This window comes from Rhodopila sp., from assembly GCF_035548095.1.
GTDB lineage: Bacteria > Pseudomonadota > Alphaproteobacteria > Acetobacterales > Acetobacteraceae > Rhodopila.
This window is the reverse complement of record NZ_DASZUV010000032.1, coordinates 21589-48546: the sequence shown is the minus strand read 5'-3', so window position 1 is coordinate 48546 and position 26958 is coordinate 21589. Positions and strand designations below refer to the sequence as shown.

The following is a 26958-nucleotide window of genomic DNA, read 5'->3' as shown; positions in this document are numbered from 1 at the left end:
CGTCGGGCCGGACTGCGCGGCCTTGGTGTCAGGCCATGCTTTTCGATGCCATTTCGAATGTATTCCGCGATAGCGCCGGCTGTGCCAGGATGCGTTGGAGTTCGCCGCGCATCAGGGCCTGCCGAGCGGCGTCGAAGCGCCGCCATTGCCCCAGCGGCGCAATCATGCGGGCGGCGATTTGCGGGTTGGCGGGGTCCAGCTCGATGATGGTGTCCGCGTATAGGCGATAGCCAGCGCCGCTCGGATCATGGAATCGCACCTGGTTGCCAGCGAAGGCACCCACCAGGGCGCGCACCCGGTTCGGATTGCGCAGGTCGAAATCCGGATGCGCCAGAAGGGCCTGTACCTCGTTGATCGTTCCGGGCAGCGGCGACAGGGCCTGAATCGAAAACCACTTGTCCAGCGCCAGCGGGTCGTCGTGCCAGGCACGATAGAACGCTGCCAGCGCGGCGGAACGTTCCGGCGTATCCGTGGCCGCCAGCACCGCGAGTGCCGCCAGCACATCGGTCATGCTCTGTCCGGCATCGAACTGTGCCTTGGCCAGCCGGACCGCGGCGGCGTCGCCGGTGGCCACCAGGTAGGCCAGGCAGGCGTTGCGCAGCGATCGGCGGCCGATGGCGGCGCCATCATTCTCATACGGCCCATGATCGGTCAGCGAGTCATAGACCGCGCGCAACCGCTCCGACAGCGCCTTGCCGATCGCGGTTCGTGTCAGATCGCGGGCGGTATGGATCGAGTCGGCGTCAACAACCGTCATCATGTCGGCCAGGGTGGTTTCGGCCGGCAGTACCAGCGCCTCGGCGGCGAAGGCCGGTTCCTGTTCCAATGCGGCGCCGGCGGCGTCGACCAGGCCGGGATCGATCGTCGGCGTGTCGCCCTGCTGCAGCGCCGCCACCATGTCGAGCAATGCCATGGCCGCGTATTGCTGGCCGGAATCCCAGCGCACGAACGGATCGGTGTCATGCGCCGCCAGGAAGCGCAGCCGCTCCCGCGACACACCCGACAGCTTCACGGGAGCCGAGAAGCCGCGCAGCAGGGACGGCACGGGCGGGCTGGCGACATCGACGAACTCGAACCGGTTCTCGGCCTCGGTGGCCAGCAGCACGCGGGTGCCGGCGACCGCCGCGGCTTCCCCTTCCAACCGGGTCTCCAGCGCCTGCCCGTTGCCGTCCAGAAGCCCCATCGCGACCGGGATGACCAGCGGCTGCTTGACCGGCTGACCGGGGGTGGGCCGCGTGGCCTGGCGGATGGTCAGGGAGAAGCGTTTTGATGCCGGATCGTACTGATCCTCGACGGAGACCTCGGGCGTGCCGGCCTGGTGGTACCAGCGCTTGAAGCGCTGCAGGTCGACGCCGGAGGCGTCCTGCATCGCCTGCACGAAGTCATCGATGGTCACGGCCGCGTTGTCGTGGCGGGCGAAATACAAGTCCATGCCTGCCCTGAAGGCACGCCGGCCGATGATGGTGGCCATCATGCGGATGACCTCGGCGCCCTTGTTGTAGACCGTTGCCGTATAAAAATTATCGATCGCCAGATAGCTGTCCGGCTGCACCGGATGTGCCAGCGGCCCCGCGTCCTCTCGGAACTGGGCTGCGCGCAACCCGCGCACATCATGGATGCGCTTCACGGCGCGGCTGCCTTGATCCGCCGAGAATTCCTGGTCGCGGTAGACGGTCAGGCCTTCCTTCAGCGACAACTGGAACCAGTCGCGGCAGGTGACGCGGTTGCCGGTCCAGTTATGGAAATACTCATGCGCGATGACGGACTCGATGCCCTGATAGTCTGTATCGGTCGCGGTTTCGGGCCGGGCGAGCACATACTTGGTATTGAAGACGTTCAGGCCCTTGTTTTCCATGGCGCCCATGTTGAAGTCGGAGACGGCGGCGATGTTGAACACGTCAAGATCGTATTCCAGGCCGAACACCTCCTCGTCCCAGGTCATGGCGGTCTTCAGCGACTTCATCGCGTGACCGCACCGGTCCTCATCGCCGCGACGGACATGGATGCCCAGCGCGACCCGACGGCCGGAGCGCGTGGTGAAGCTGTCCTGTACCGAAACAAGATCGCCGGCGACCAGCGCGAACAAGTAGCAGGGTTTGGGATGCGGATCGGTCCAGGTTACCGTGTGCCGGCCGTCCTCCATCTCCTCCACCGCTCCCGGATTGCCGTTCGACAGCATCACCGGGCAGTCGGCTTTTGAGGCGATGATCGTGGTCGTGTAGCGCGACATCACGTCCGGCCGATCGGGGAAGTAGGTGATGCGGCGAAATCCCTGGGCCTCACACTGGGTGAAATAGCTGCCGCCGGAGGTGTACAGGCCGCTCAGCTCCGTATTCGCGGCCGGTGCGATGGTTGTGACGATGGTCAGGACGCAACGCTCCGGCATCACCGGGATCACCAACCCGTCCGGCACCATGTCATGCGCGACCGGGGCGCCGTCCAGGGTGATGTCCAGGAGCGTCAGCGCCTCCCCATCCAGGTGCAGCGGCGTATCCGCCGGCACGTTCGCGCCGCGCCGTACCGACAACCGGGAGACGACGCGCGTCGCCTGCGGGTCCAGTTCGAAGCTCAGGTCCACCGTGTCGATCAGGTAGGGCGGCGGCGTGTAATCGGCCAGCCGGACTTCCTTCGGGGCGGCTTCGGTCTGGATCGCGTCGGCGGGCATGGTGTCTCCAGTCTTCTCTCAGCCGAAGATATTGTGTTTCAGGCCACGATTGAAATGCCGGCCGTGGCGCGGGCCGGCTATCGCCGGCCGGGCAGCATCAAAAGTCCGCCCGCGGCCAGTGCGCAGACGGCGCCGATCAGATAGCTTTCATGATAGGCGCCCAAAGCGGCGACCGAGGCACCGAACAATGGCGGCACCGCCATGCCGCCGAAGAACATGATGGCGGTGCCCAGCCCGGTGGCTTCGGTCCGGCGCGAGCCGCCGAGCTCGGCATATTCGGCGTAGGCGACGCCGGTGTAACCGCCCGAGGTGCAGCCAGCCAGGATCGCATTGAGGAAGATGCCCCAGCTCGGCCAGCCAGGACTATATAGCGCGGTCAGCCCGGCGGCGGCGGCCATGCCCAGGCCCAGCACGCCCAATGTCTGGGCCGGACTCAGGAACCGGTCGGCGATCCAACCCCAGACCGGGCGGCTGGCCGATCCGGCGATCTGGTAGGCGGCCAACATCTGTCCGGCGCGCACGAGGTCCAGGCCGACGATGCGGGTCAGCTGCTCCGTCATGAACGCGACCAGGCACAGCGCCAGGCCGGAATAGATGAAGGCGGCGATCGACAGCCGGCGGAAGCGCAGGTCCCGCAGCAGGGCGAAGGGTTGCAGCAGCGTGCGGCCGAGGACCCTGCGCTGCGGTTCCCGGTCATGGTCCCAGCGGCGGCGCGGGAGCTCCATCAGACCGATCAGCAACAGCAGCGGCACAAGTTCCAGCAGGATGGCGCCGCGCCAGCCGATCAGCAGGGCCAGCGGCGGCAGGATCAGCGCCGCCAGCACGCCACCCAACGGCACGCCGACCTGGCGGACGGACATGACGAGGTTGAACACCGGCCGCGGGGTCTGCGGCACCAGCAGATGGGTGCTGGCCGGGGCGGCGGCGCCGTAGCCCAGGCCCAGCACGACGGCCGCCAGGCCCATGCCCGCCGCGCTGCGGCCGAAGCCGATCAGTGCCACCATGCCCGCGGCCGCCAGCAGCACCACCTGGGTCGCCCGCACGCCGCCATAGCGCCGCACCAAGCCCGGCGAGACCAACGCCGACAGAATGCCGGTGCCGTAGGCCAGCGCCACGAAACCGCCAACCAGCGTCGCCTGCGCGTGCAGGTCACGTGCCACTTCGGGGGCCAGGGTCGGCAGCGAATACAGCGACATGGTTGCCAGGGTCTGCACCGCCAGGGTCGCCAGCAACGGCCAGATCGGCATGGAGCGGAGCAGCGCGGCCGTGGATGGCACCGCCCCCGCGCCAGGTCCCGATGCCCGTGGCGCGGATGGGGTGATCTTGGGTTTCCCGGTAGACATCGGGCCGGTATGGCACCCAAAGCCATGCGCGTCGATGTGGGGACGCGCGTCGGGATGGCGCCGGCACACCGGATGCGCCAGGCTATGCGAATGAGCCAGGATCTGCTGCCCGAACTGCCGGAAAGCACCGCCAGCGGACGCATCGCCGCAATCTATCAGGAGGTGCGGGTGTTCTCCGGCGTGCCGTACGTTTCGTCCATGCAACGCTATCTGGCCACCTTGCCGGGGGTGCTGGAATGGGCGTGGGACGCTATGCGACCGGCACTCGTCTCGGGGGTCGTGCAACAGACCGCATGGCGTCTGGCGCGGTCGGCGCGGCTGGAGTCTCCCCCGCCGGCCGACACGGTGGTGTCAGGGCTATCCGCCGGGGATGTCGCCGCCATCCGCACCATCGCCGCGAATTTCGTCCGTGTCTCGCCGGTGAACCTGATGACCGGCGCGTGCCTGCGCCTGCTGCTGACCGGAACGAAGCCCGCCGGTGGTGGCTTTGTCGGCGGGTGGACTCCGCCGCCGATGCTCCCTCCGATGCCGGGTAACGTCGACCCGGCCGCGCTGCCGGCAGCGGAACGCGCCGTGCTGATGCGGTTCGCGACTGAGATGAACGGGGCCGCGTTCGTTCCGGCGTTGTATCGCCAGCTGGCGCATTGGCCGGCCGTGCTGGCCTGGCTGGCGGATGCGCTGGAGCCGTTGCTGCATGCCGAACCCACTGTCGCCGCCGGTGCCCGGCTTCGCGCCGAGGCGCGGGACGCCGCGGCCGGTATCGTTGCGCGGCTACCGGGACTGCCGGGGACCGATCCACCGGATTCGGCAATGACGGCGCGGGCCCTGGGCGCGATCGATCGCTATGCGCATACGAGTCCGGAGATGACGCTGTTCGGTCAGTTCATTCTGGATGCATTACCGGAGGGGTGACCGCCGGATCTTGTTGACCTTACACCCGCCGCAACCATGTCCGCGTGCGGCGGAGCGCCTCCGCCGACGCGGCATCCAGCCGCCATGGCACCTCTTCCACCGCTGGCACGGCCTGACGTCGCGCGCAGCCCGGGCACCGTACGATGCGCCCGGCTCTGGCCAAGCCGGCGGGAATGGCCGAGCCGCACCAGCCACACAGACCCGAAGCAGGGGCGCCGGCCACCGATCCGCGGATTGCCTCGGCCAGCAGCACCCCGCGCGTCATGGCCAGAGGCAGGTATTTCACCAGCACAACCCCTGATAGGTGATGCCGGGTACCGCCGCGGCATCGGCCATCCCGGCCAGGTCGATCACCACATGCCCGTTCAGGCCCGCCAGCAATGCCGCGCGGTCCTCGGCCGCGACATGCCCCAGCACCACGATGCGTGCCCCCGACAGCGCGGCCTGCGGGCTGACCACCATCAGCCGTTCCAGATGCGGAATCTCCCGGTCGATATAGGCGCGGTTGGCGCCCATCAGCCGCGCGACCTGGACGAAACGGTCGTAGATGCGCAGGTCGAAGCCCTTGCCCAGCAGTTTCTCCGCCAGCAGCACGAAGGGCGACTCCCGCAGATCGTCCGTTCCCGGCTTGAATGACAGTCCGAACAGCGCCACCGGCTGGCGCCCGTGTTCGGATATCGAATCGAAGGTGCGGTCGATGATCGCCTGGTTCGACGGCAGCAACTGCTTCAATAGCGGTGCCGACATGCCCCGCTGGTCGGCCAATGCCAGGAAGCTGCGCACGTCCTTGGGCAGGCAGGAGCCGCCAAAGGCAAAGCCCGGTCGCAGATAGGCGGGCGAGATGTTCAGCACCCGATCCTCACACAGCAGGCGGAACGCCTCGCGCGCGTCCACGCCGTAGGCGGACAGGATGGACCCGGCTTCGTTGGCGAACGCCAGCTTCACCGCGTGGAACACGTTGGAGATGTGCTTCACGCTCTCCGCCACGCGATAGGGCGCGACATGCACGGCCGCCGGCAGTGGCGCATAGACCTCTCGCAGCACGGCGGCGTCATCGCCGGGCGGGGCACCGATCAGGGTAAAGGGCGGGTTGCGGAAGTCGCGGACCGAGGATCCTTCGCGCAGGAATTCGGGATTGGCATAATAGAAGAGTCCTTCGCCGAGCCGCCGCTCACTGGCGCGTTCCAGCAGCGGGATCACCCGATCCTCGGCGGTGCCGGGCGGCACGGTGGAGCGCATGACCACCGTGTGCGGCCCCGGCTTGGCCCGCAGTGCAGCGCCGATCGACTGGATCACACCATCCACCGCGCCCAGGGCGACGCTGCCGTCCGAGGCGCTGGGCGTGCCGACCGAGATGAAGGACACGTCGGTCCCAGCCACCGCCGCGGCCACGTCGTCGGTCGCGGTCAGCCGGCCCTGCTTCACCGCGGCGGCGATCAGGCCGTCGATCTCCTCCTCCACGATGGGGGAGCGGCCGCCGGCCAGCATGGCGATCTTCTCGACGGAGACATCGACGCCGATGATCTCATGGCCCAGCTCCGCCAGGCAGCCGCAGGAGACGACGCCGACATAACCGATACCGAAGACGGAAATGCGCATGCAGAGATAAACCGACCGGATTGAAAAGCCGGGCCTGCTTACACGGAAATCCCGTGGAAGCGAACCGGAATCGGCAGAAGGCCGGCGGCGCGCGGGGGTCTTGCTATGGGCGGTGCTATGGCCGGTTGGCCTTCAGGAAGGTGCGGATGTGCCGCACCGCCAGCGGCACCAGGTCCGGCGGGTCCTTCCACGGATACAGGCTGACCTGCGCGTTCGGCGCCAGCCGCGCGGACTCCATGGCGACCGCGTAGGGGTGGGCGGGCACATCGTCGGGCAGGATCAGCACGGGCGTCCGGCAGCCGCGCACCACGTCGCGGGAGACTGAAATGACGAAGTCCGGATTGGCGCGATACATCCGGGTCAGGAAGGACTCCACCTGTTCCATCGTCACGTCCGACCGCCGTGCGCATAGCGGCGGGCCCCAGCCAGTCATGTTGTTGTTGTAGAACAGGTCGGGATTGTCAGGCCGAGCACCGCTGGGTTGCGCCAGTACCGCGGCAATGACGCGCTCCGGCGCGCGGCGCAGCAGGTTCCAGATGAACGGGCCGCCGATGCAGAACCCCATCACCAAGAAGCGTTGAATCCCGAGGTGATCCATCAGGCCCAGCTGGTCGTCGGCATAGGAATCCCATGGCCGGTCCACCTCCACCGGACCCTCCGACAGGCCACCGTTGGCGTTGCGCAGATCGGCGGCGATGCAACGGTACTCGCCGCCGAACGCTTCGAACGGATTGAACGGGGCGCTGCCGGTCATGAAGGACAGGGTCGCATTCAGCCCGCCGCCGGGCAGGATCAGCAAGGGAGTACCGGACCCGACCTCCTGGTAGTGGATGCGGACCGGTCCGTTTTCATACCATGGCATCGTTGTTCCTCCCGCCGCTGCCTGGATAGGCTCGTTCTATCGTGCGGCCCGACACTGCGGCGCCACCGCCTGGATGTCCATGCTCAGCCCGCCGCGCCCGCGGTGACGGCAAGACGAGAAGGGGATGCGAACCATGCCTGACTGGTCGACCAGGATACCTCGGATGGTTCGGCAGACCCGCCGGTCGCGGTTGTCCCGATGGGCGGCCTGTGGACTGGTCGCGGCTCTTGGCCTGTTTCCCGCTGCCGCGGCGCCGCCGCCGGATGCCGATCCGGCCCTGCACACCTGGTTCGAGCGGCAGCACAGCCTGCGCGGCACCCTGTGCTGCTCTGTCGCCGACGGGCACATTCTGGCCGACGACCAGTGGCGGGCCAACGGAGCGTATTACGAAGTCTACATCCAGGGTGAATGGCACCGCATCCTGCCATCACAATTGCGAGACCCGAATGGCGGTCCGAACCCGACCGGCCGGGCCATCGTCTGGTATACGGTCCAGGATCACGTGGTGATCTACTGTTTCGCCCCTGGCCTCGAGCTGTAGTCGACGCCGGCTTGCCTACCCTTGCGGTCAAGGAGCAAGCGGGTGCAATAGTCCGCAATGCGAGTCGGGACCCTGACATGGCGCGCCTTCCCCTGATCCACCGCAAGGAGCAGCTTGCGCCGCAGCACCAGCCCATCGCGGATGCCATCATCGGCAGCCGCGGCTCGCTGGAGGGACCATTTTCGGTCTTCCTGCATTGCCCTGAGCTGGCCGGGCGACTGGCGCATCTGGGCAGCTATATCCGTTTCGAGGGCACGTTGGATTTCCGGGTCCGCACCCTCGCCGCGCTGGTGGTCGCCCGGGAATTCGATGCCCAGTACGTCTGGGGCGCACAGACCGGAGTCGCCCGCCAGCGGGGTATCACCGACAGTACCGTCGCCGCGATCAAGGCCGGTACGGATGACGGCATCCCGCCCGAAGACCTGGCGATTGTCGCGTTCACCCGGACCCTGCTGCGCCGCCATCGCGTCGCCGATGCCGATGCAGCCGTCCTGCGTGACCGGTTCGGCGATGACGGCTTCATTCAACTGACCGGCGCCATCGGCTACTACAGCCTGCTGGCGATGACGGTGAACGCCGCGGAGCTGGAATCCGGCCTGAACGCGGACGTGCTTTGAAGAACGCAAGGCCTGCTCTGTGACATTTCCGACCAGTCTTTCTCGCCGCCTGCTCTGTGGCGGCGCCTTCCTCCTGCTGGCGGAGGTGGCCGCCTGTGCCCCGCCGAAGCCGCCGGCCCTGCAGCCGGGGACCGTCATCAGCGCCGCTCCCTTCCCTGGCGGCCCGTCCAACGCGACGGCACAGCGGATCGTCTATGCCTCGACCGCGCCCGATGGCAGCCAGATCGAGGTCTCGGCTCTGGTGGTCGTGCCCAAGACGCCGCGCGCGCCGTCGGGCGGCCGTCCGGTCGTGGCCTGGCTGCATCCGACCACCGGCATCGCCACTGCCTGTGCACCGAGCCAGGGTCCCAGCCCGTTCGGCCAGATCCAGGGTCTGGGGCTGTTCCTGTCGCGCGGCTACATCATCGTCGCCACGGATTATCCTGGCCTGGGCACGCCCGGCACGCACCCGTACCTGGTCGGCGTCAGCGAGGCGCGGGCGGCGGTGGACTCGGTCAGGGCGCTGCAGCATTTGCCGGATCTGCAAGCGAGCAATCGGTTCGCCGTGTGGGGCCATTCCCAGGGCGGCCACGCCGCGCTGTTCGTGCCTGACGTGACGGCGAAATACGCGCCGGACCTGCACCTGGTCGGGGTTGCCGCGGCCGCCCCGGTGACGGATGTGGCGGCCCTGCTCCAGCAGCCGGGCGAAGACCCGCTCTGGGGCGGGTTGCTGTCCTATACCGTTGCCTCCTGGTCGCAGGTCTACAAGTTGAATCCGGCCGACATCCTCCCGGCCGATGGGCAGCCGGCGGTGGACCGGGCGGCGCAGGAGTGCCTGGAGACAAAGGACCAGATGGACCAGTTGCTGTCCGACGCCGCCCCGCTGAACAACCAGCCGGTGACACCCGGTGATGCCTGGCGTGCCCGGATGGCCGAGAACAGCCCGCAGCCATGGGCCAGCGGCATTCCCGCGTTCATCGCCCAAGGCGCCAGGGACGCGGTGGTGGACCCGGTCCTGACTGCATCCTTCGCCCAGCGCCTGTGCACAGCGGGCATCCCGGTCCGCTATGTCTCGCTGTCGCGCGGCGACCACTATACGGCAGGGGTACGGAGTGCCGGTGCCGCGGCAGCGTGGATTTCCGACCGGTTCGCCGACCGTTCCCCGAAGGACGATTGCGGCCGCGCTCCGTTGCGCTAACCGCCGGCCCGCCGCTGGCACCGCCGTGCTATAGGGGGTAGCGCCGACAGGCGCGTCCATGCAGGCTGGAACGGGAGGCTGCGGATGACCGAAAAGCCGAATTTCGTCCTGGTGCCCGATGATGCGCCGCCGCCTGTCGTTGCCGAATCGTCTCAAACAACCCCGACCCGGTCCGGCGGCCTGCTGGCGCGGCTGCGGGGTCTGGCGAGCAACGCAGTCGCGGTGGCGGCGTCCGGCGGAGCGGCGCTGGCCGCGGCGCTGGGCCACGCGGAGCCGCCGATGCTGGCTGCTCCGCCGCGCCGCCCGCGGCTGGTCCTCGCGGTCGATGCCACGGCGTCGCGGGAGCCGGCATGGAACGCCGCGCGGCGGGTGACGGACGCGCTGGTAGAGACGATGCCGGGCGGGTTGGATGTGGCCCTTGCGGTACACGGCGGCTCCCGCGTGCATACTTTCACCGAATTCACCGATGACGCCAACACGCTACGCGACCGGGCCGCGTCGGTGGAGTGCGTCGCTGGCGCGACCCGGCTGCTGCCGATCCTGGCGACAGCGATCAAGCATCCAGGCATCCGCGTCGTGGTCTATATTGGCGATGTGTTCGAGGAGGATCTGGCCGCCGGCCGCGCGCTGGCGGACGCGATAGCTGTGCGGCGGACGCGTCTGATCGTCCTGCACGATACGGCCGATCCCGCCGCTCGGCGCGATACCGAAACATTCTATGACTTGGCAAAGCGGACTGGCGGTTGTGTGGTGCCGTTCGATGCTCATGCACCGGACCGGCTGCGCGACCTGCTGTCTGCGGTCGCGGTCTACGCTGTGGGCGGTGAGGCCCTGCTTCGGCAGGCGCGCGGCAATACGCCAGGAGCGGTCGCGCTGCTGGCGCATCTGAGCAAGGATCGCGGATAGCCGGCGGCGGGATCAGGCTGCCAGCCGGTCCATAGCCGCGCCCCTTGAACCCTTGTCCCGCTGGGCCCTGTCCTATCGGTTCTCGCCCCATGGGTCTCACCCTGTGGTTCTCGCCCTGTGGCCGCGCGGAAGACTCTGTCCTAGACTCGCCAGCCTTCAGAGGCACAACAAGGATTCGTCGCACATGACCGAACCCGCTGGCGGCAACCCCACTGGGCCGCTCACAGGCTTTCGCATTCTCGATCTGACTACGGTATTGTTCGGTCCGTACGGCACTCAGACCCTCGGTGATTGGGGCGCCGAGATCATCAAGATCGAGAGCCTCACCGGCGATACCTGGCGCACCTCGGGCCAGTTCCGCAACCGCGGCATGAGTGGCCAGTTCATGGCAGTGAACCGCAACAAGCGGAGCATCGCGATCGACCTGAAGCAGGCAGCCGGGAAAGAGATTCTGCGGCGACTGATCACCACCGCCGATGCGCTGGTCAGTAATATCCGCCCGGCGGGCCTCGCTCGCCTGGGCTTTAGTTATGAGGCCTGTCAGGACCTGAACCCGAAGCTGATTTATGCCGTCGCCACCGGCTTCGGTCAGGACGGGCCGTGGCGTGCTCGACCGGCTTTCGATGAGATCATTCAGGCGGCGTCCGGCTTTGCCTCCGCCATGGGCACCGATGAGGAGCCGGCCTTCGTCCCCAGCCTGATCGGTGACAAGCTGTGCGGCATGGCGCTGACTTCGGCCGTCACCGCGGCCCTGCTGCATCGCGAGCGTACCGGCCAGGGCCAGATGGTGGAAGTGCCGATGCTGGAAACGCTGGCCGCGTTCAACAGCATCGAGATGTTCGGTGGCCTTGCCTTTGTCCCGTCGATTGGGCCGTCCGGCTACAAACGCATGAAGGCGCGCAAGCCGGTGCGCACGAAGGACGGTTGGCTCACCATGCTGCCCTATTCGGGGGAGAATTGGTGCGCCTTCTTCGAAGCGGTCGGCCGGCCGGAATGCATCGAGGAATTTCAGGTCCGCGACCCCGTTGCCCGAGCGCAGAATATCGATCGTATCTACGATCGTATGCGAGAAATAGCGCCCTCCCGTACCACCGCCGAGTGGGAAGAATTGCTGCTGAAGATCGACGTCCCACACACTGCCTTCGCCAAGCTCAGCGAGATCACCGAGCAGCCGCACCTGAAAGCAGTTGGCCTGTTCCAGGAGTTCGATCATCCGACCGAAGGCAGGATCCGCCAGGCTCGTCCCCCGGCCCGGTTTTCCGCCAGTCCAGCCAGCATCCGCCGGATGCCGCCGAAACTGGGCGAGCACACGCGGGAGATTCTGCGGGAAGTGGGCTACTCCGCAGGAGAAATCGACCGCCTGGAATCCGGCAAGGCAATCCGCGGCGCGGCATAGGGTGTGGGGTCGAATGACCGGCCCCGGGGCTGTTTCCCCCGGTTATCGGTGAGTTGCTGGCGGCTGAAGCATGACAGGGGTCAACCTGACCCTGTCATGCCGACCCTTTGATTGGACGATACAGTGTATCCTCCGATCGCTGGTTCAGGTCGGACCCGAGTTTCCGGTGGCGGCGAGACCGGCATCTGGCGACACCAGATCGGGCCTGGCAGCCGTCTCGGCAACCAATCGGGGCAGGTACAGCACGACCGTCGTGCCGAGGCCGGGCGTGCTGCTCAGGCGGACATGGCCACCGGACTGCTTGACGAATCCCAATACCATGCTCAAGCCCAGCCCGCTGCCGTGGCCGATCGCCCGGGTCGTGAAGAACGGCTCAAACACCCGGGCCTGCGTCTCTGGCTCGATCCCGTGACCGGTGTCGGTTATGCGGATGGTAACGAATTCACCTGGCGTGGCATCCGGCCAGCCCGCGACGTCGGTCGCATCCAGCATGGCATTGCAGGTTTCCAGCGTCAGCAGGCCGCCTTTGGGCATCGCGTCCCGTGCATTGGCGACAACGTTTACGATGGCGCTGGTCAGTTGGTGGCGATCCACCAGAGTGGGCCAGACGGCACCCGTCGGAAGCTCGCGCACTGTAATCGTTTCGCCTACCAGAGTACGCAGGGTCGGCATCAGTTCCCGCACCAGCCGGTCCACCCGCGTGCATGACGGCCGCAAGGCCTGGCGTCGCGCGAAGGCCAGCAGCCGGGTGGTCAGGTTGGCGCCGCGTTCCACCGCCGCGATTGCCTGGCCCACCAGAGCGTCGGCGTTGCTGTCGGCCGGCAGGTCCAGCCGCAGCAGGTCCAGCGCGCCCATGATCACCGCCAGCAGATTATTGAATTCATGGGCGATACCGCCGGTCAGTTGGCCGACTGCCTCCATCTTTTGAGCCTGCTGCAACTGCCTGGCGGTGGCGCGCAGTTCGGTCACGTCCAGGCCGATGACGACGACACCCTCAACGGCGCCGTCCGCGTTGCGCAACGGCGCCGCGGACACCATCAACTCGATCTCGCTGCCATCCTTGCGTTGCTGCCGCATGTCCTTGTTGGTTACGGTCTTGCCGCGCAGGACAAGGTGCAGGGCCTGGGCCAGGTCGTCGCGGTCCGCTGTCGAGAGCAGCGGCCGACGTCCCATGACCTCGGCGGCCGAGAAACCCGTGATCCGCTCCGCCGCCGGGTTCCAGCCGGTGACGCAGCCATCCGGACCCATCGTCATGACGGGCACCGGGGCACATTCCAGCACGGCGGCGACCAGGTCGTTAGCCCTGGCCAGCTCCCGCGCTCGGGCTTCCGCCCGCTCCTCCAGGTTCACATTCACCTGCTGCAGAGCCTGGGCCGCGCGTTGCAGTTCCGTGATGTCCACTCCGACGGTCAGCACACCGTCGATAGTGCCTTCGGGGCCGCGCAAGGCGACCCGGCGGACGCTATAGTCGCGCATGCGGTTCTGCGCGTCGGGGAATTGCTGCGACAGGCTGACGACATCCTGGCCGGTGCGCAGCACGGACTCATCGGCCTTAAGAATATCCTCGGTCATGGTGCTCGGGGTGAAGACATCTTCGGCGCGGCGGCCGATCAGCCGCGCGGCCGACATGGAGCCTATGACTCGTTCGACCTCGCGGTTGACCCAGCGGTAGCGGCGATCCCGGTCCTTCAAGACGATCATGACCGGCACGACATCCACGATCTGCTGCAGGCGCCGCCGTGCCTCATCGGCTTCCGCACGCAAACGATAAATTTCCGAAACATCGGCACCGATCGTGATGATCTGCGTGACAGCACCGCTGTCGTCCAGCATCGGCGCCTTGATGACCATCATCTGGGTGGGCACACCGTTCCTGATCCAGTGCTCTGTGAATCTGATGGTGCGGCAGGTGGTCAGCACGGCCCGATCCTGCTCCGCGGTCCGATCCTTGGCGAAGGGGGGCACCGCCAGGTCATGGACGGTTTTCTCCAGTATGTCATTCACCTCCAGACCCAGCGACTGACCGAACATGCGGTTGGCCCAGCGATAGCGGCCGTCGCGGTCCTTCACGTGAATGCTCAGCGGAACGTGCCGCAGGATCTCCTCGATCAGGCGGTTGGCTTTGTCTGCCTCGACCTCCGCGCGTTCCAGGGTGGTGACGTCGGTGCCGACGGTGAGACTTGCCCCGATGCTGCCAGCGCTGCTGTGGATCGGCACCTTCAGGACAAGCACGTCGCGTTCCGGTTGGCCGCGTATGGGGTGCAGCCGCGCTTCCCAGGAGGCGCGCATTTCGACCGCGAAGGTGACGATATGGGTCACCTGTCCGTCACGCAGGATCGGGGTCTTGAAGACCGAGGCATTTTGCGGTTGTCCGCCGAAGCGATCAGGCACGGTCTGCTGAACGGGACCCACCGGCAACCCGGTTCGCAGAACCTGCTGATCGTCATCCATCACCTGCCGCACCAGGATCGGGTGCAGGTCCAGCTCAGCGATCGTCCGCCCTAGCAGGTCGGCAGCCGAGAATGGGACGGTTCGCAGATGAGTGTCATTCATCCAGACAAACCGCAGCGACGCATCCTTGACCTGCACGCTGGCGGGAATGACGGATAGCACGGCTTTCAGCAGAGTGTGTTCTTGGTCCGCCAGAGCTGCGGCGTGGCGCGCAGACTTCCAGCTGCCCTGGATCGCCAGCAAACCGATGGTGCAAAAGGTCTGGATTCCGGCGGCCATGATCAACCCGCCGCGCCCGATCAGGCTCTGCAGGGTCCGGGCAGGTGGGCCATCGGGTCCCTCGATGAAGAAAAGCCAGCCGATCCCGATCCAGATCAGAGCCGTGCTGCAGATCAGGCCGGCGGTGACCGGGCCAAGCATTGGCTGGGCTATCCGTCGGTCCGCTGGCTGTTTGGGCATCGCGGTCTAACGTTCCGGTATCGCGGTCGGTCGCCGCATGGACATGGTCCCCCGAGCCAGGCGATCCTGTCGCGGTGGCTGATAGCAGGCAGCCCGGGCCGGAGATCGCCAGAATTCCGCACCTGAACGCCGCGATTATTCGGACGGCGTGGCGCGCCGCAGCATCCGACGTTGCGGCAGACGGCGTTCCGGCGCCTCAACGATTCATAGAGCGGAAATAGCGATCTGCCAAAACAATTCCTCTGAGTGGCACAGGACGCTGGACCCGCGAAGGTGGTCAGTGCTGACCCGTTTCGAAAGCGTAGAATTCGCTCATGAACGGTGCGGCGACGTCGGCGTTCAGCTTGCAGTCCAAGAGCACCGGCCCGGATGGCGCCTGCAGCAGCGGCGCGGCCGCTTGCAGATCGTCCAGCGTGCGGATCGTCCGCGACTCGAATCCGAAGGCGGCGGCGACGGGGGCGAAATCGACGTCAGGGAACACCGATTTTTGCTCCGGCAGGTTACGCATGCGCAGGAAATGCAGTTCCGCGCCATAGGCGCAGTCATTCATCACGAGGATGATCAGCGGGATGTCCTCCCGCACCACCGTTTCGAGCTCGCCCAGCGTCATCAGGAAGCCGCCATCGCCGATGACCAGGATCGTCGGGATGTCGGGGCGCCCGGTGGCGACGCCCAGCGCGGTGCCGAAGCCCAGGCCGATGGAGGCGAATTCGCTGGTCATCTTGAAATGACCCGGGCCGGGAACCGATAGATAGGGCAGCACGCCAAGGAAATTCCCAGCATCATACACGATGTTCTTCTGTTCGGGTAGCAGCGCGTTCAGCGCTGATCCCAGACTGCGCATATCCACCGTGCGCGGAGTATTCGCCGGTTGGAAGTCCTTGCCGATGTCATAGGCGGCCAGCATCTGCCGGATCTGTTCCGATCGGAACGGTTTCTCGGCGTTGGAGCCGGTCGGTAGCGCAGCCAGGATGCCTTCGGCGGCGAGCTTCGCATCCCCGACAACGGCGATATCCGCACCGGTATAGCGGCCGATATTCGCCCGACTAGAATCCACTTGGATCAGTGGTACCGGCGGCAGCGACTGACCGAAGCTCATGGTCAGGAAATTCAGACCGGCGCCGAAGACCACGGCGCAATCCGCCTGATCGACCATGCGACGTGCCATGGAATGGGAGAAGGAGCCGAGGATGCCGAGGTTGTAGGGGTTACCGCGGAACATGTCCTTGCCCTTGGCGGTGGTGATCAGCAGCGCGCCGGTGCGCTCCGCCAAGGCCTCGATCGCCTGCTTCGCGCCGGACAGGAAGGCGCCGCGGCCGGCGACGATGATCGGCTTGTTCGCCTTGCGCAGCACCTCGGCGGCCGCGGCGATGGCCTGCGGCCGTGGCACTACCGGTTTGCGTGCGGCGGCTACGATCTGTGGCGGTGTCCGTGGTTCCTCGATCGGCTGGTGCTGCACGTTGGTCGGCAGCAGCAGCGCAGAGGCGGTGCCGGTTTCGGCATGGACAATGGCGTCGGCCAGGGCGGACCGGCTGGCTTCGCCCGACGTGGCGACGAAGGTTCGCAGCCCGGCGGATTGCAGCACGCCAACCGCATTGAAGCCTTTGTAGTCCGGCCCCATCGCGTTCACGGCGCCCGTCGGCTGCGCTTGCTCGCCATAGATGATCAGCAGCTTCGACCCCATTCGGCTTGCCGCCACCGCCGCATGCAGCCCATTCGCCGTGGCTGGGCCGCGTCCGATGATCGCCACACCCAGGCGGCCGGTGGCGAAGGCATAGCCTTCGGCCATCGCTATGGCATTGTTCTCGTGCCGAGCACCGTGGAAGGTGATGCCCAGCCCGTCCAGCGCGGTGCAGAAGACGGCGGTGTCGTCGCTCATGAGCCCGAACACGGTGTCGATGCCTAGCGCCTTCAGGTCGCGGGCGATGGCTTCGTGCGCCTGGATCGTGCCGGCGATGTTGTCCATGGTGGCTCCTCCGGGATCTTTTTCACGGAGGAGGGTTACACCGGATCGTGTCGGAGGGAAGGCCACGGCGGATCGACAGCGTCCGGAGCCCGCCGCATCATGGGTTCCTGACCACGTCCATCAGCAACAAGAAGGCCGGCCCCATGACATTTTCCGCCACTTTATCCCCGGGCCAACGCCTGCGTGACCTGCTGGCTGAACCCGGCATCCTGATCTGCCCTGGTATCTATGACGGTTTCAGTGCCCGCCTGGTGGAATCGATGGGGTTCAAGACTGCCGCGATCTCCGGCGCGGGCCTGAGTGAAGCCAATCTGGGTTGGGCCGATGTCGGCATCATGGGCTATGAGGAAAATCTGCGCGCCTCGTCGGCCCTGGCTGCGTGCACGTCGATCCCGCTCAGCGCCGATGGAGACACGGGCTACGGCAACGCGATGAATGTGTATTTCACGGTGCAGGGATTCGAACGTGCGGGCATCGCCTGCCTGATGATCGAGGACCAGGTCTGGCCGAAACGCTGCGGGCACATGGAAGGCAAGCAGGTCATTTCGGCCGAGGAAGGGGTGGAGAAGATCCAGGCCGCTGTCGAGGCGCGGCGCGATCCTGGGTTCGTGATCAAGGCCCGCACCGACGCGACCGCAGTCCATGGTGTGGGCGAGGCGATCCGCCGCCTGAACCTGTACGCCGAGGCCGGCGCCGACCTGCTGTTCACCGATGCGCTGCTGTCGGCGGAGGACATCGCTGCCGTCGCGCGTAACGTGTCCAAGCCGCTTTCCGTGAACATGGGTTTCGGTATTCGCCAGCGCCCGACCACCCCGCTGCTCTCCGCTCGGCAATTGGAGGACATGGGGGTCAAGGCGGTATCCTATCCGCGCATGCTGACCTCCGCGGCGATCCAGGGGATGAAGAACGCACTGGGTGTGCTGACGCAGTCGATCGACGAAAACCGTGTGATTGACCGCCCGGACCTGCTAGTCCCGTTCGATGAGTTGAACACGCTGATGGGCCTACCGCGGATCAAGGAGTTGGAACGGAAATTCGTCCGCACGAGGCCAGGCGGCGCGCGATGACGCGGGACAGTTTCGGCGCACGTCGATTGCTGACCGTCGGTGAGGCAACTCGTGCCTATTACAGCCTGCCGGCATTGGCGGGGCGGCTGGGTGTGGCCTTGGACCGACTGCCCTTCTCTCTGCGTGTGTTGCTGGAGAACCTGCTGCGCCATGAGGACGACCGGTCGGTGACGGCGGCAGACGTGGAAGCCCTGGCGCGCTGGCCGGACCCGGCAGCACTGGATCGGGAGGTCGCCTTCCACCCGACCCGGGTGCTGATGCCGGATTCCAGCGGCATTCCGCTGCTGATCGACCTGGCGGCGATGCGCGACGCGGTGGCGGCGCAAGGGCTCGATCCGCGCCGGGTCAACCCGTGCATTCCCACCGATCTGGTAATCGACCATTCCGTGCGTGCCGATGTCACCGGATCGGCCGACGCGATCGTCCAGAACATGAAGCTGGAGATGCGGCGCAACCGCGAACGCTACGCGATGGTGCGGTGGGCGATGGGTCAGTTCGATAATCTGCGCGTCATCCCGCCGGGCAATGGCATCTTGCACCAGTTGAACCTGGAATGCCTGGCCAGCGTCGTCGCCACACGCGATAGCGTCGCCTTTCCGGACTCGTTGGTCGGCATGGACAGCCACACGCCGATGATCAACGGGTTGGGCGTGTTCGGCTGGGGCGTTGGTGGGATCGAGGCGGCGACGGCGATGTTGGGCCAGCCGGTCAGCTTACTGGTGCCGCGCGTCGTCGGCTGCCGCCTGATCGGTGCGCGGCGGCCAGGCGTCGTCTGTACCGACATTGTGCTGAGCCTGACGCAGGTCCTGCGCCGTTATGGGGTGCTGGCGGCGATCGTCGAGTTCTGCGGCCCTGGGCTGGATTCGCTGTCACTGCCGGACCGGGCGACTATCGCCAACATGGCGGCCGAATACGGCGCTACGATGGGGTTCTTCCCGTGGGATGCCGAAACGATCCGTTACCTGGCGCGGTCCGGCCGGCCGGCCGAGCAGGTGGCGTTGGCGGAAGCCTATGCCAAGACGAACTTGTTGTGGCGCAGCGCCGATCCATCCTTTCCCGAGATGCTGGACTTCGATTTGGGTTCGGTCGAGCCGTCGCTCGCCGGACCGACGCGGCCGGAAAGCCGCGTGGCGCTGTCCGGTGTCGCCGCGAATTTCCGTGCCGCCTACGGGTTGGAGAGCGCACTGGCGCCGGACGTAACGGAAACCGAACGGCAATTGCAGCACGGCGACATCGCCATAGCCGCCATTTCCTCCTGCACCAATACCAGCAATCCGTTCCAGATCATCGCCGCCGGGCTACTGGCGCGCAACGCTGCCATGCGAGGCCTGCGCGCCAAGCCCTGGGTGAAGACGTCTTTCTCCCCCGGATCCCGCGTCGTGACGGCGATGCTGGAGCGGGCCGGATTGCGGGAGGTGCTGGACTCGGTGGGCTTCCACGTCGTTGGTTATGGCTGCATGACCTGCGGCGGTGGCGCCGGTCCGCTGCCCGATGCGATCACGCAGCAAATCGCCGCGGAGGCGTTGATCGCGGTCGGCGTCATCTCCACCAACCGGAATTTCGAGGGACGGTTGCATCCTTCGGTGCGCGGCGCCTATCTGGCTTCGCCGCCGCTGGTGGTAGCGTATGCGCTGGCCGGGTCGGTGCTGCACGATATGGCCGATGGCGTGCTGGGCGTCGACGCCGCGAGCGTGCCGGTTCGGCTGCGCGACCTGTGGCCGCCCGATGAGGAAGTGAATGCTGTCATGGCCCGGGCCCTGACGCCCGACCTGTTCCGGTCCGTCTACGGGGACCTGGCGGATGGCGGACCGGAGTGGGTAGCGCTGCCTGCGGCCGACTCGCCGGTCTTCCCCTGGGATCCGGTCAGCCTTTACCTGAAGCGTCCACCCTTCCTGGATCCCGCCGAGACGCCGCCCGCCGCGACCGGCGACATCCGGGGCGCTCGCGCGCTGCTGGTGCTGGGTGACGACGTCACCACCGACCACATCTCTCCCGGCGGGGCGATTCCGGCGGACGCGCCGGCGGGCGAATATCTGATCGGCCACGGCGTGCCGCCGGCGGAGTTCGGTTCGTATGTCACGCGGCGGGCCAATCACGAGGTGATGGTGCGCGGCACGTTCGCCAATATCCGGCTGCGCAACAAGCTGGTACCGGGCACGGAAGGTGGATTCACCCGCCACATGCCGGAGGGAGTGGTGATGACGGTACATGACGCGTCGACGCGCTATCTGGCGGATGGCGTGCCGCTGGTCGTCGTCGCCGGCCGCAACTACGGCTGCGGCTCCTCTCGCGACTGGGCGGCCAAGGGCACGCGGCTGCTGGGCATTCAGGCGGTGGTGGCGGAAAGTTTTGAACGCATCCATCGCAGCAACCTGATCGGCATGGGCGTGCTGCCATTGCAATTGCCGGACGGGTGCACGGCGGACGAGCTGGAGCTAGATGGCAGCGAAACCTTTGATGTCCTGGGCCTGGATGCCGGGATCGGGCCTGGGACCAAGGCCATGCTGCGCGTCCACCGCGCCAATGGCGAGATGACCGACATTGCGATGATCTGCCGCGTCGATACCAGCGTGGAGGCAGACTGGCTGCGCCATGGGGGCATCCTGCCCAACGCGCTGCACGGCCTGCTGGGCGCAACCGTGACCGGAGAAACCGGATGAACAACGCCCTGACCCGCCGGAAGGCACTGATTGCCGGCACTGCCGCTGTATCTCTTGCCGACGCGGTGTCCGTGCGGGCTGAGACGAACGCACTGCGCGTGTCATATGGCTATAGCACCGGATATCTGCCGCTGATGATCATGCGCGACCAGAAGCTGATCGAGAAGCACGCGGCCAAGATCGGGCTGGGCAGCATCGATGTCACTTGGCAGGTGCTGGACGGCGGTAACAATATCAATGACGCGATGCTGGCTGGTGCATTGGATATCTCTGGCATTGGGGTACCTGGTTATCTGGTCTTGCGCGATCGCACCTTGGGCCGCAAGCAGGAAATGGTGGGTATCAGTGCCCTGACCTCGGGCGCGCTCTGGCTCAATACGATTGAGCCGCGGATCAGGACGCTGGTGGATTACACGCCGAAGGACCGCATCGCGATGCCGGGCATCAAGACGTCCTTCGCTGCCGTGGTGCTGCAGATGGCGGTCGCGAAACAGTTCGGCATCGAGAATTACGCCAGGCTGGATCCCAACACGGTCGGTATGCCGCATCCGGAAGCCTATGCCGCGATGATGTCAGGCAAGACCGAGATTACCTCTCACCTGGCGTCGGCGCCGTTCAGCTACCTGGAGCTGAAGGATCCGAAGGTGCACCGCGTGTTCACCACGCGCGATGTGATCGGACCAATGAGCATCCTGATGACCATGACGCAGCGCAGCTTCGCCGAAGCCAATCCCGGGCTGGTACGGGCTTTCTTGGCGGCGCAGGAGGAGGCGAGCGCTTTCATTACGCAAGACCATGAAGGCGCTGCCGCGGTCTATACGCGTGTCAGCCAGACCAAGACCGCACACGATCAAGTTATCCAGGTATTGGACGACGCTGAGAATGAATATAGCGTCGTGCCGGCCGGCAGCTTGAACTATGCGCAGTTCCTGGCGGCAATCGGTTCACTGAAGCAGAAACCTGCAGCGTGGACTGAACTGTTCCTGCCAATGCTGAAAGATCGGAACGGGAGTTAACGCGGGCACCCCCATCATCGCGTGGGGCTGTCTCCGTGACTATCGGTTGCAACCGATGATCTCCTCATGATTCCAGTTTGTCGGCGTGGATCGTCACCTGCGCCTACAAAGTCGCTTGCGTCAGGCCAGCGCAATCAAGCGCGGTCCTGGTATCCCAGTTGTGGCCGCTGCGGCCGGGCTGCGGCGCGTCGATCCGACCGACGCCGTAGCCCCCATGCCGAATGGCTTGGCCATTCTGGTGCGACCGGTGCATCCAGAAGATCTGATTTGTCCTACTTGGGTGCGCGACGGTTTCCTGCCTCGCAATCCTGCCGGTTGACAGTATCCCGGGAGGAGCCTGCACTGCGTTTCGAAAATCCAAACGAAGGGAAACAATCCATGACCGCACCCGTTGACGTCCTGATCATCGGCACTGGCGCATCCGGGGCGGCGGTGGCCTGGAGTTTGGCGGAGACAAAAATGCGGATTGTCTGCATGGAGCAGGGTGACTGGATGAATCCATCCGAATACCCGTCCGCCGGCCGCGACTGGGAAGCTCGGCAGCTCTCCGATATGCATCACAACCCGAACCGTCGCTGTCGAGAGACGGATTATCCGATCAATGGCACCGAATCAGACATTCAGGTCGCCAACTTTAATGGTGTTGGTGGCAGCACGGTATTGTATGCTGGCCATTTCCCCCGCTTCCACCCATCGGATTTCCGCGTGAAGACGCTGGACGGCGTCGCCGATGATTGGCCGATCGACTATCAGGCGTTGGAGCCATATTACGAGGAAAACGACCGCATGATGGGTGTGTCCGGTTTGGCTGGCGATCCTGCCTACCCGCCAAAGAAGGCGGTGATGCCGCCACTGCCGCTGGGCCGCTCCGGCTCTGCCTTGGGGCGCGGGCTGAACAAGCTCGGCTGGCATTGGTGGCCGTCGGACAGCGCTATCGCCTCGATCGACTATGAGGGAAGGGCAAAATGCATCAATTTAGCACACTGCACGTCGGGCTGTGCGCAGGGGGCGAAGGCAAGCACCGACATCACCTATTTACCCGCCGCTATGCGCGCTGGCGTGGAAGTATGGCCGCGCTGCCGGGTGCGCGAGATTACGGTGAACGAGCGCGGCATGGCGTCCGGCGTGATCTATTACGACGGGAAAGGAGAAGAGAAATTCCAGCCGGCCGAGGTCGTGGTGGTCGCCTGCAACGGAGTCGGCACGCCAAGGCTGCTGCTGAACTCGGTGTCGGGGAAATTCCCCAGCGGCATTGCCAATTCCAGCGGGCTGGTCGGTAAGAACCTGATGTTTCACCCGTACGCCCGCATCTGGGGTTATTTCGACGAAGAGATGGACGGCAACAAGGGTCCCGGCAACTGCATCTGGAGCCATCAGTTCTATGAGACCGATCTGTCGCGTGGCTTTGTCCGCGGCTATATCTTCGAATTTTCCCGAAGTCAGAACCAGGTAATGGCGGCCATACAAGGCGCGGCGAACAATAAACTACCCTGGGGTGCTGGTCACCATGATGCCTATCGACGGCTGTTTCGGCATCGCTGCGGCATGGTCGGTATTTGTGAAGACCTGCCGGAGGAGCATAACCAAGTTACGCTGGATCCGGTGCTGAAGGACAGTCACGGCATTCCGGCGCCAAAGATCACCTATCGCCTGAGCGAAAACAGCAAGAAGATGCTAGCCCATGCCGTTGGCCGCGCCACCGACATCCTAAAGGCTGCGGGTGCGTATGATGTCGGATTCGAATCGCCGATTGCCGAGGGTGGCTGGCATCTCATGGGCACCGCTCGGATGGGGTCGGATCCGGAACGGTCAGTTGTGAATGAATGGGGCCGTAGCCATGATGTAAAGAACCTATTCGTCGTCGATGGCAGCATCTTTGTTACCTCGGCCGGGGTGAACCCGACCCGCACCATTGGCGCCCTGGCGCTGTATGTCGCTGACAATATGAAGCAGCGCCTCGCCACGCTGTTCGACTGACGCGATCGCCGAGACTGAAAGTCAGAGGGCTTAAATCGCGCCTTGGAAGCAAAAAGGAATTCGACCAATACTATGACAGGACCTCTCGCCGGCATCCGCGTGCTGGATCTAACCACGGTGCAGATGGGCCCGTGGTGTACTCGGATCATGTCTGATTACGGCGCCGACGTGATCAAGGTGGAAGCGCCGAACGGTGATTCCTCCCGTTTCGTCGGTGTGCCAAAGAGCTATGGCATGAGCGGCACGTTTCAGCACAACGCGAAAGGTAAGCGCAGCATCTGCGTTGACCTGAAGCAGCCCGAGGCGCGGGACGCGATTCTGCGCCTGGCGGCAAAAGTCGATGCCTTCGCTTCTAACATCCGACAGGCAGCGCTGAAGCGACTCGGGCTGGACTATGAGTCCGTGCGCACTGTGAGTCCCAAAATCGTCTATCTCTCGATGGTCGGCTACGGCAGCGCCGGCCGCTATGCCGGGCGCCCAGCCTATGATGACCTGATCCAGGCAGCCTCGGCGATCCCGATGTTGCTGCAACAGTCCACGGGCCAGCCGCGCTTCATTCCCATGGCGGCGATCGACCGCATCGTTGGCGGGGCGGCGGCGAACGCGCTGCTGGCCGGGTTGTTGGCGAAGGAACGGACCGGCATCGGTCAAATGATTGAGGTGCCGATGTTCGAGACGATGGTCCAATTTGTCCTGTCGGAGCACATGCAGGGCCAGACCTTCGACCCGCCCACCAGTCCCGCCGGCTATAAGCGCACGCTTTCGCCCGCGCGCCGGCCCTACGCGACTAAGGACGGGTTCCTTGCTGTGCTACCCTATAATGATGGGCAATGGCGACGCTTCTTCGACGCAATCGGCAAGGGCCACCTGCTAGACGAAGATCCGCGCTTCGCCACCATCACCTCACGTACCGCAAATATCGACGCGCTATACGAAATGATCGGTGAGGAGCTGAAGCATCGCGCGACGGAGGAGTGGTTGGCCCTGCTGCAGGAGAACGACATTCCCTGCATGCGACCCCATACGCTGGAATCGTTGATGGAGGATCCGCATTTGGCCGATGCCGGCTTCTTTTTTTGGGAGGAACATCCGACCGAGGGCCGTGTACGCGTGATGCGGGAACCGAGCACCTGGTCCGAGACGAAACCGCCGCTCGGTGGACGCTTTGCCCCGCGCCTGGGCCAGCACACACGGGAGGTCCTGGAGGAATCCGGCTTGGACGAGGTGGCGGTCGAGGATCTGATCGCGCGGAAGGTGGCCATCCCCGGCGGTTGATCCAGATCAACGACAGCGCCGGGCGCCGGTCCGAACTTTTATCACGACGTGCCCGTTATGGGCGGCCCGCGGAAAAGGGGGAACGTCCCGGGGGATCGTCATGGACATGGCGCAGGGCGCGGCCACCGTCGAGCGGCTGTGCGAAAAGATCCAGGAAGTCCGTTCTCGCGAGGCGACGACCACCTTCTGCCGCTTGATCACCGAGGAAAGTCGGCCGCAGCAGTCGATGATCCGGGAAGCGATTGCAGTCACCGTGCCGTTTGTGCGGGTGCTGAATGGCGAGTTGCGGGGCGTGAACCACGATCACACCATCCTGGGTTGCCGCGGCGCCATCGCCATCATGGGCAAGTTGGGTGGCACGCGCGGTATCCTGCCCAGGATCCAGGCGATGTGATACGTACCGCAAGGGCTGAACGTGTGGGAACTGGTGGTCTGTGAGTTCCCCGGCCACTATGCGAGCGATGGCGAACAGTGCAATCGTAAGTTTCCCGGGCCGGATGAGCATGTGGACCGTTTCGACGGCCCGTCCTGGAACCCGCCGAAAATCTATTTTGAGGACCACTCGCCGATCACCGGCGGGTCGGTTGATGACCGGCTGGCCCGAATGAACTGGGCGATCGCCGAGGGCCAAAAAGCCGAGGCCTACGGCCTGCTCCTTGGACTTGCCCAGGACGAAGCTGCTCGGTCGCGCCTGAAGGGTGCCATCCTGTTCGGCGGCATCATCGATCTGCAGGACACGATCATCAACAGCGGTGGTTACCGGAATATTGGACATAAGGCGCTACGCGCCCGTGCGCTCGTCGAAATCGTCGACTACCTAAGCTGGGACAACGCACATGACCTGTTCCACACGGTGGTGCCCGACATGGGCTGCTGACCCCGGCTGTACGGGCTGTGGACTGAGATCAGCACCATCTGCCGTAGGGAGCTGCCGGACCAGGCTACGATCCCGAAACGATCAGGCCATCCGCTGGCCGATCGGGATCTGGACGTGCTGACTGAGGCGCTACTGTGGGCGGTCCGTTCGAGATCAACGCGGTGGTCATGGGTTTCTTCAAGCGCAGCGCCGGGTTGCTGGATGTCGGTGATGGCGTCGTCGCCTGTTTCCAGCGCTATCTGATCGACGTGCTGGAACATCCCAGCGCCTTCCCGCACCCGACGCATGCGCTGGACTATTTGAACGTCGTGCAGTCCTGGATCCGGAACTTCGATAACACGCAGCAAGTGAAGGCGGTGTTCATGGGCGCGCTTCATGAACGATCCGATCCGATCCGCTCCAACGCCATTTACCCATTCGACCCCTCCTTCGCCCTGGAATCGCGGCACGCCCACCACGCCTGGACCGATGGGTTCGCGGTGGACCGGCTGCTGCCGGTGATCCAGCGGCACGTGCTGGCGCAGGACGCGCCGCGCGCCGGCGCCTTGGTCGATTCCTATCTGGGTCGGACAGATGAACGCCGCGCGCTGATGGACACGATCACCTACACGGCGTGCCACTGGCAGAACGATCCGCACGTTATGCGCAATGGCGCGTCCTCGCTGGAAGAGTTTCATTACAACCAGATGCCGCGCCGCGACGACATCATCCGGGGCTACGCTAAACACCAGGCGTGCTACATAAAGCGTGCCCCGACGCATGACTGTTACCATGTTTTCGCCAATCACTTTCATCCGACCGAGGCGTGAGGGATGGAGCAGGACCCGGAAGATCTTTGGCGCGTCCGTAACGCCGCCGCGGTGACGGTGGGCTTGGCCGGGGATCAAATGTGCCGAGCGGTACGGGCGGCGAGCGTCGATGTGCTGGTTGGGTTACTGTCGACGTTTTCTCCCCGACGAGGCGCCGGACCGGATTGGGTGCGCGGGTTCGATCCATTGATAGAACGGCTCTGGTGCTGGCGCGATGATGCCACGATGGCGGCACTCGCCGAGGCATTCAAAGCGCGCGGTCCCGCCTGGGCCAGTATTGCCAACGCGTTGTCCGCCGATAACGGGAAGCGACGGCGCACCGCGGCGCGACAGCCCGCCTGGGCTCACTGGCCGGCCTTCGCAGTGGCGTGACGGCGCGGCCG

22 protein-coding genes are annotated in these 26958 nt (G+C 65.5%); 15 read left to right on the top strand and 7 right to left on the bottom strand.

Going from position 1 to position 26958, the window contains the following annotated elements; genetic code table 11:
- Nucleotides 1-28: 28 nt before the first annotated feature.
- The gene (pepN, locus tag VHC04_RS22670; RefSeq protein WP_325685018.1) at nucleotides 29-2665 is read right to left on the bottom strand and encodes an aminopeptidase N; all 2637 of its coding nucleotides are present in this window, start codon (nucleotides 2663-2665) and stop codon (nucleotides 29-31) included.
- Between the two features lie 77 nt (nucleotides 2666-2742).
- On the bottom strand, nucleotides 2743-3942 hold the full coding sequence (locus tag VHC04_RS22665) for an MFS transporter (RefSeq protein WP_325685017.1): 1200 nt from the start codon (nucleotides 3940-3942) through the stop codon (nucleotides 2743-2745).
- A gap of 156 nt (nucleotides 3943-4098) precedes the next feature.
- Here VHC04_RS22665 and VHC04_RS22660 point away from each other — a divergent pair, with 156 nt between their 5' ends.
- Nucleotides 4099-4920, top strand: coding sequence for a hypothetical protein (locus VHC04_RS22660; RefSeq protein WP_325685016.1), 822 nt, complete (start codon nucleotides 4099-4101; stop codon nucleotides 4918-4920).
- Between the two features lie 19 nt (nucleotides 4921-4939).
- On the opposite strand, the gene VHC04_RS22655 is transcribed toward VHC04_RS22660, so the two are convergent.
- The 3 genes from VHC04_RS22655 to VHC04_RS22645 form a co-directional block, all read right to left on the bottom strand.
- A complete protein-coding gene (locus tag VHC04_RS22655; protein ID WP_325685015.1) occupies nucleotides 4940-5206 on the bottom strand; it encodes a hypothetical protein in 267 nt (88 codons plus the stop codon).
- Nucleotides 5203-6519: a nucleotide sugar dehydrogenase gene (locus VHC04_RS22650; RefSeq protein ID WP_325685014.1), complete on the bottom strand. Its 1317-nt coding sequence runs from the start codon at nucleotides 6517-6519 to the stop codon at nucleotides 5203-5205. Before VHC04_RS22650 ends, VHC04_RS22655 begins: the two co-directional genes overlap by 4 nt.
- 115 nt (nucleotides 6520-6634) lie before the next feature.
- Nucleotides 6635-7381 (bottom strand): alpha/beta fold hydrolase, encoded by a 747-nt coding sequence (locus VHC04_RS22645; protein WP_325685013.1) that lies wholly within the window; start codon nucleotides 7379-7381, stop codon nucleotides 6635-6637.
- Between the two features lie 163 nt (nucleotides 7382-7544).
- Between VHC04_RS22645 and VHC04_RS22640 the strand changes: the two genes are divergently transcribed.
- The 5 genes from VHC04_RS22640 (at nucleotide 7545) to VHC04_RS22620 (ending at nucleotide 12018) form a co-directional block, all read left to right on the top strand.
- Nucleotides 7545-7922 carry a hypothetical protein gene (locus VHC04_RS22640; protein ID WP_325685012.1) on the top strand — a complete coding sequence of 126 codons (378 nt, stop codon included), beginning with the start codon at nucleotides 7545-7547 and terminating at the stop codon, nucleotides 7920-7922.
- Between the two features lie 77 nt (nucleotides 7923-7999).
- Nucleotides 8000-8539 carry a carboxymuconolactone decarboxylase family protein gene (locus tag VHC04_RS22635; RefSeq protein ID WP_325685011.1) on the top strand — a complete coding sequence of 180 codons (540 nt, stop codon included), beginning with the start codon at nucleotides 8000-8002 and terminating at the stop codon, nucleotides 8537-8539.
- A 19-nt stretch (nucleotides 8540-8558) separates the two neighbouring features.
- Nucleotides 8559-9716, top strand: coding sequence for an alpha/beta fold hydrolase (locus tag VHC04_RS22630; RefSeq protein WP_325685010.1), 1158 nt, complete (start codon nucleotides 8559-8561; stop codon nucleotides 9714-9716).
- An 84-nt stretch (nucleotides 9717-9800) separates the two neighbouring features.
- Nucleotides 9801-10622, top strand: a complete 822-nt coding sequence (locus tag VHC04_RS22625) for a hypothetical protein (RefSeq protein WP_325685009.1) — start codon at nucleotides 9801-9803, stop codon at nucleotides 10620-10622.
- Nucleotides 10623-10806: 184 nt separating this feature from the next.
- Nucleotides 10807-12018 carry a CaiB/BaiF CoA transferase family protein gene (locus VHC04_RS22620; RefSeq protein WP_325685008.1) on the top strand — a complete coding sequence of 404 codons (1212 nt, stop codon included), beginning with the start codon at nucleotides 10807-10809 and terminating at the stop codon, nucleotides 12016-12018.
- A gap of 144 nt (nucleotides 12019-12162) precedes the next feature.
- Here the strand turns inward: VHC04_RS22620 and VHC04_RS22615 are convergent, their stop codons facing one another.
- Nucleotides 12163-14889 (bottom strand): PAS domain-containing protein, encoded by a 2727-nt coding sequence (locus tag VHC04_RS22615; RefSeq protein WP_325685007.1) that lies wholly within the window; start codon nucleotides 14887-14889, stop codon nucleotides 12163-12165.
- A gap of 316 nt (nucleotides 14890-15205) precedes the next feature.
- Nucleotides 15206-16894: a thiamine pyrophosphate-binding protein gene (locus VHC04_RS22610; RefSeq protein WP_325685006.1), complete on the bottom strand. Its 1689-nt coding sequence runs from the start codon at nucleotides 16892-16894 to the stop codon at nucleotides 15206-15208.
- 143 nt (nucleotides 16895-17037) lie between these two features.
- Here VHC04_RS22610 and VHC04_RS22605 point away from each other — a divergent pair, with 143 nt between their 5' ends.
- From VHC04_RS22605 to VHC04_RS22565, 9 genes are all read left to right on the top strand, one after another.
- Entirely contained in the window at nucleotides 17038-17961 is a 924-nt protein-coding gene (locus VHC04_RS22605; protein ID WP_325685005.1) for an isocitrate lyase/PEP mutase family protein, read from the top strand.
- Nucleotides 17958-20621 (top strand): aconitate hydratase AcnA, encoded by a 2664-nt coding sequence (acnA, locus tag VHC04_RS22600; RefSeq protein WP_325685004.1) that lies wholly within the window; start codon nucleotides 17958-17960, stop codon nucleotides 20619-20621. Before VHC04_RS22605 ends, acnA begins: the two co-directional genes overlap by 4 nt.
- Nucleotides 20618-21637 (top strand): ABC transporter substrate-binding protein, encoded by a 1020-nt coding sequence (locus VHC04_RS22595; RefSeq protein ID WP_325685003.1) that lies wholly within the window; start codon nucleotides 20618-20620, stop codon nucleotides 21635-21637. The genes acnA and VHC04_RS22595 overlap by 4 nt, the downstream gene beginning before the upstream one ends.
- A 378-nt stretch (nucleotides 21638-22015) precedes the next feature.
- Nucleotides 22016-23614, top strand: coding sequence for a GMC family oxidoreductase (locus VHC04_RS22590; protein WP_325685002.1), 1599 nt, complete (start codon nucleotides 22016-22018; stop codon nucleotides 23612-23614).
- 72 nt (nucleotides 23615-23686) lie between these two features.
- Nucleotides 23687-24889 carry a CaiB/BaiF CoA transferase family protein gene (locus VHC04_RS22585; protein ID WP_325685001.1) on the top strand — a complete coding sequence of 401 codons (1203 nt, stop codon included), beginning with the start codon at nucleotides 23687-23689 and terminating at the stop codon, nucleotides 24887-24889.
- A gap of 100 nt (nucleotides 24890-24989) precedes the next feature.
- Nucleotides 24990-25283, top strand: coding sequence for a hypothetical protein (locus VHC04_RS22580; protein ID WP_325685000.1), 294 nt, complete (start codon nucleotides 24990-24992; stop codon nucleotides 25281-25283).
- 21 nt (nucleotides 25284-25304) lie between these two features.
- Entirely contained in the window at nucleotides 25305-25766 is a 462-nt protein-coding gene (locus VHC04_RS22575) for a hypothetical protein (protein WP_325684999.1), read from the top strand.
- A gap of 134 nt (nucleotides 25767-25900) precedes the next feature.
- On the top strand, nucleotides 25901-26575 hold the full coding sequence (locus tag VHC04_RS22570) for a hypothetical protein (protein WP_325684998.1): 675 nt from the start codon (nucleotides 25901-25903) through the stop codon (nucleotides 26573-26575).
- Nucleotides 26576-26578: 3 nt separating this feature from the next.
- The gene (locus VHC04_RS22565; RefSeq protein ID WP_325684997.1) at nucleotides 26579-26947 is read left to right on the top strand and encodes a hypothetical protein; all 369 of its coding nucleotides are present in this window, start codon (nucleotides 26579-26581) and stop codon (nucleotides 26945-26947) included.
- The last annotated feature ends 11 nt before the right edge of the window (nucleotides 26948-26958 follow it).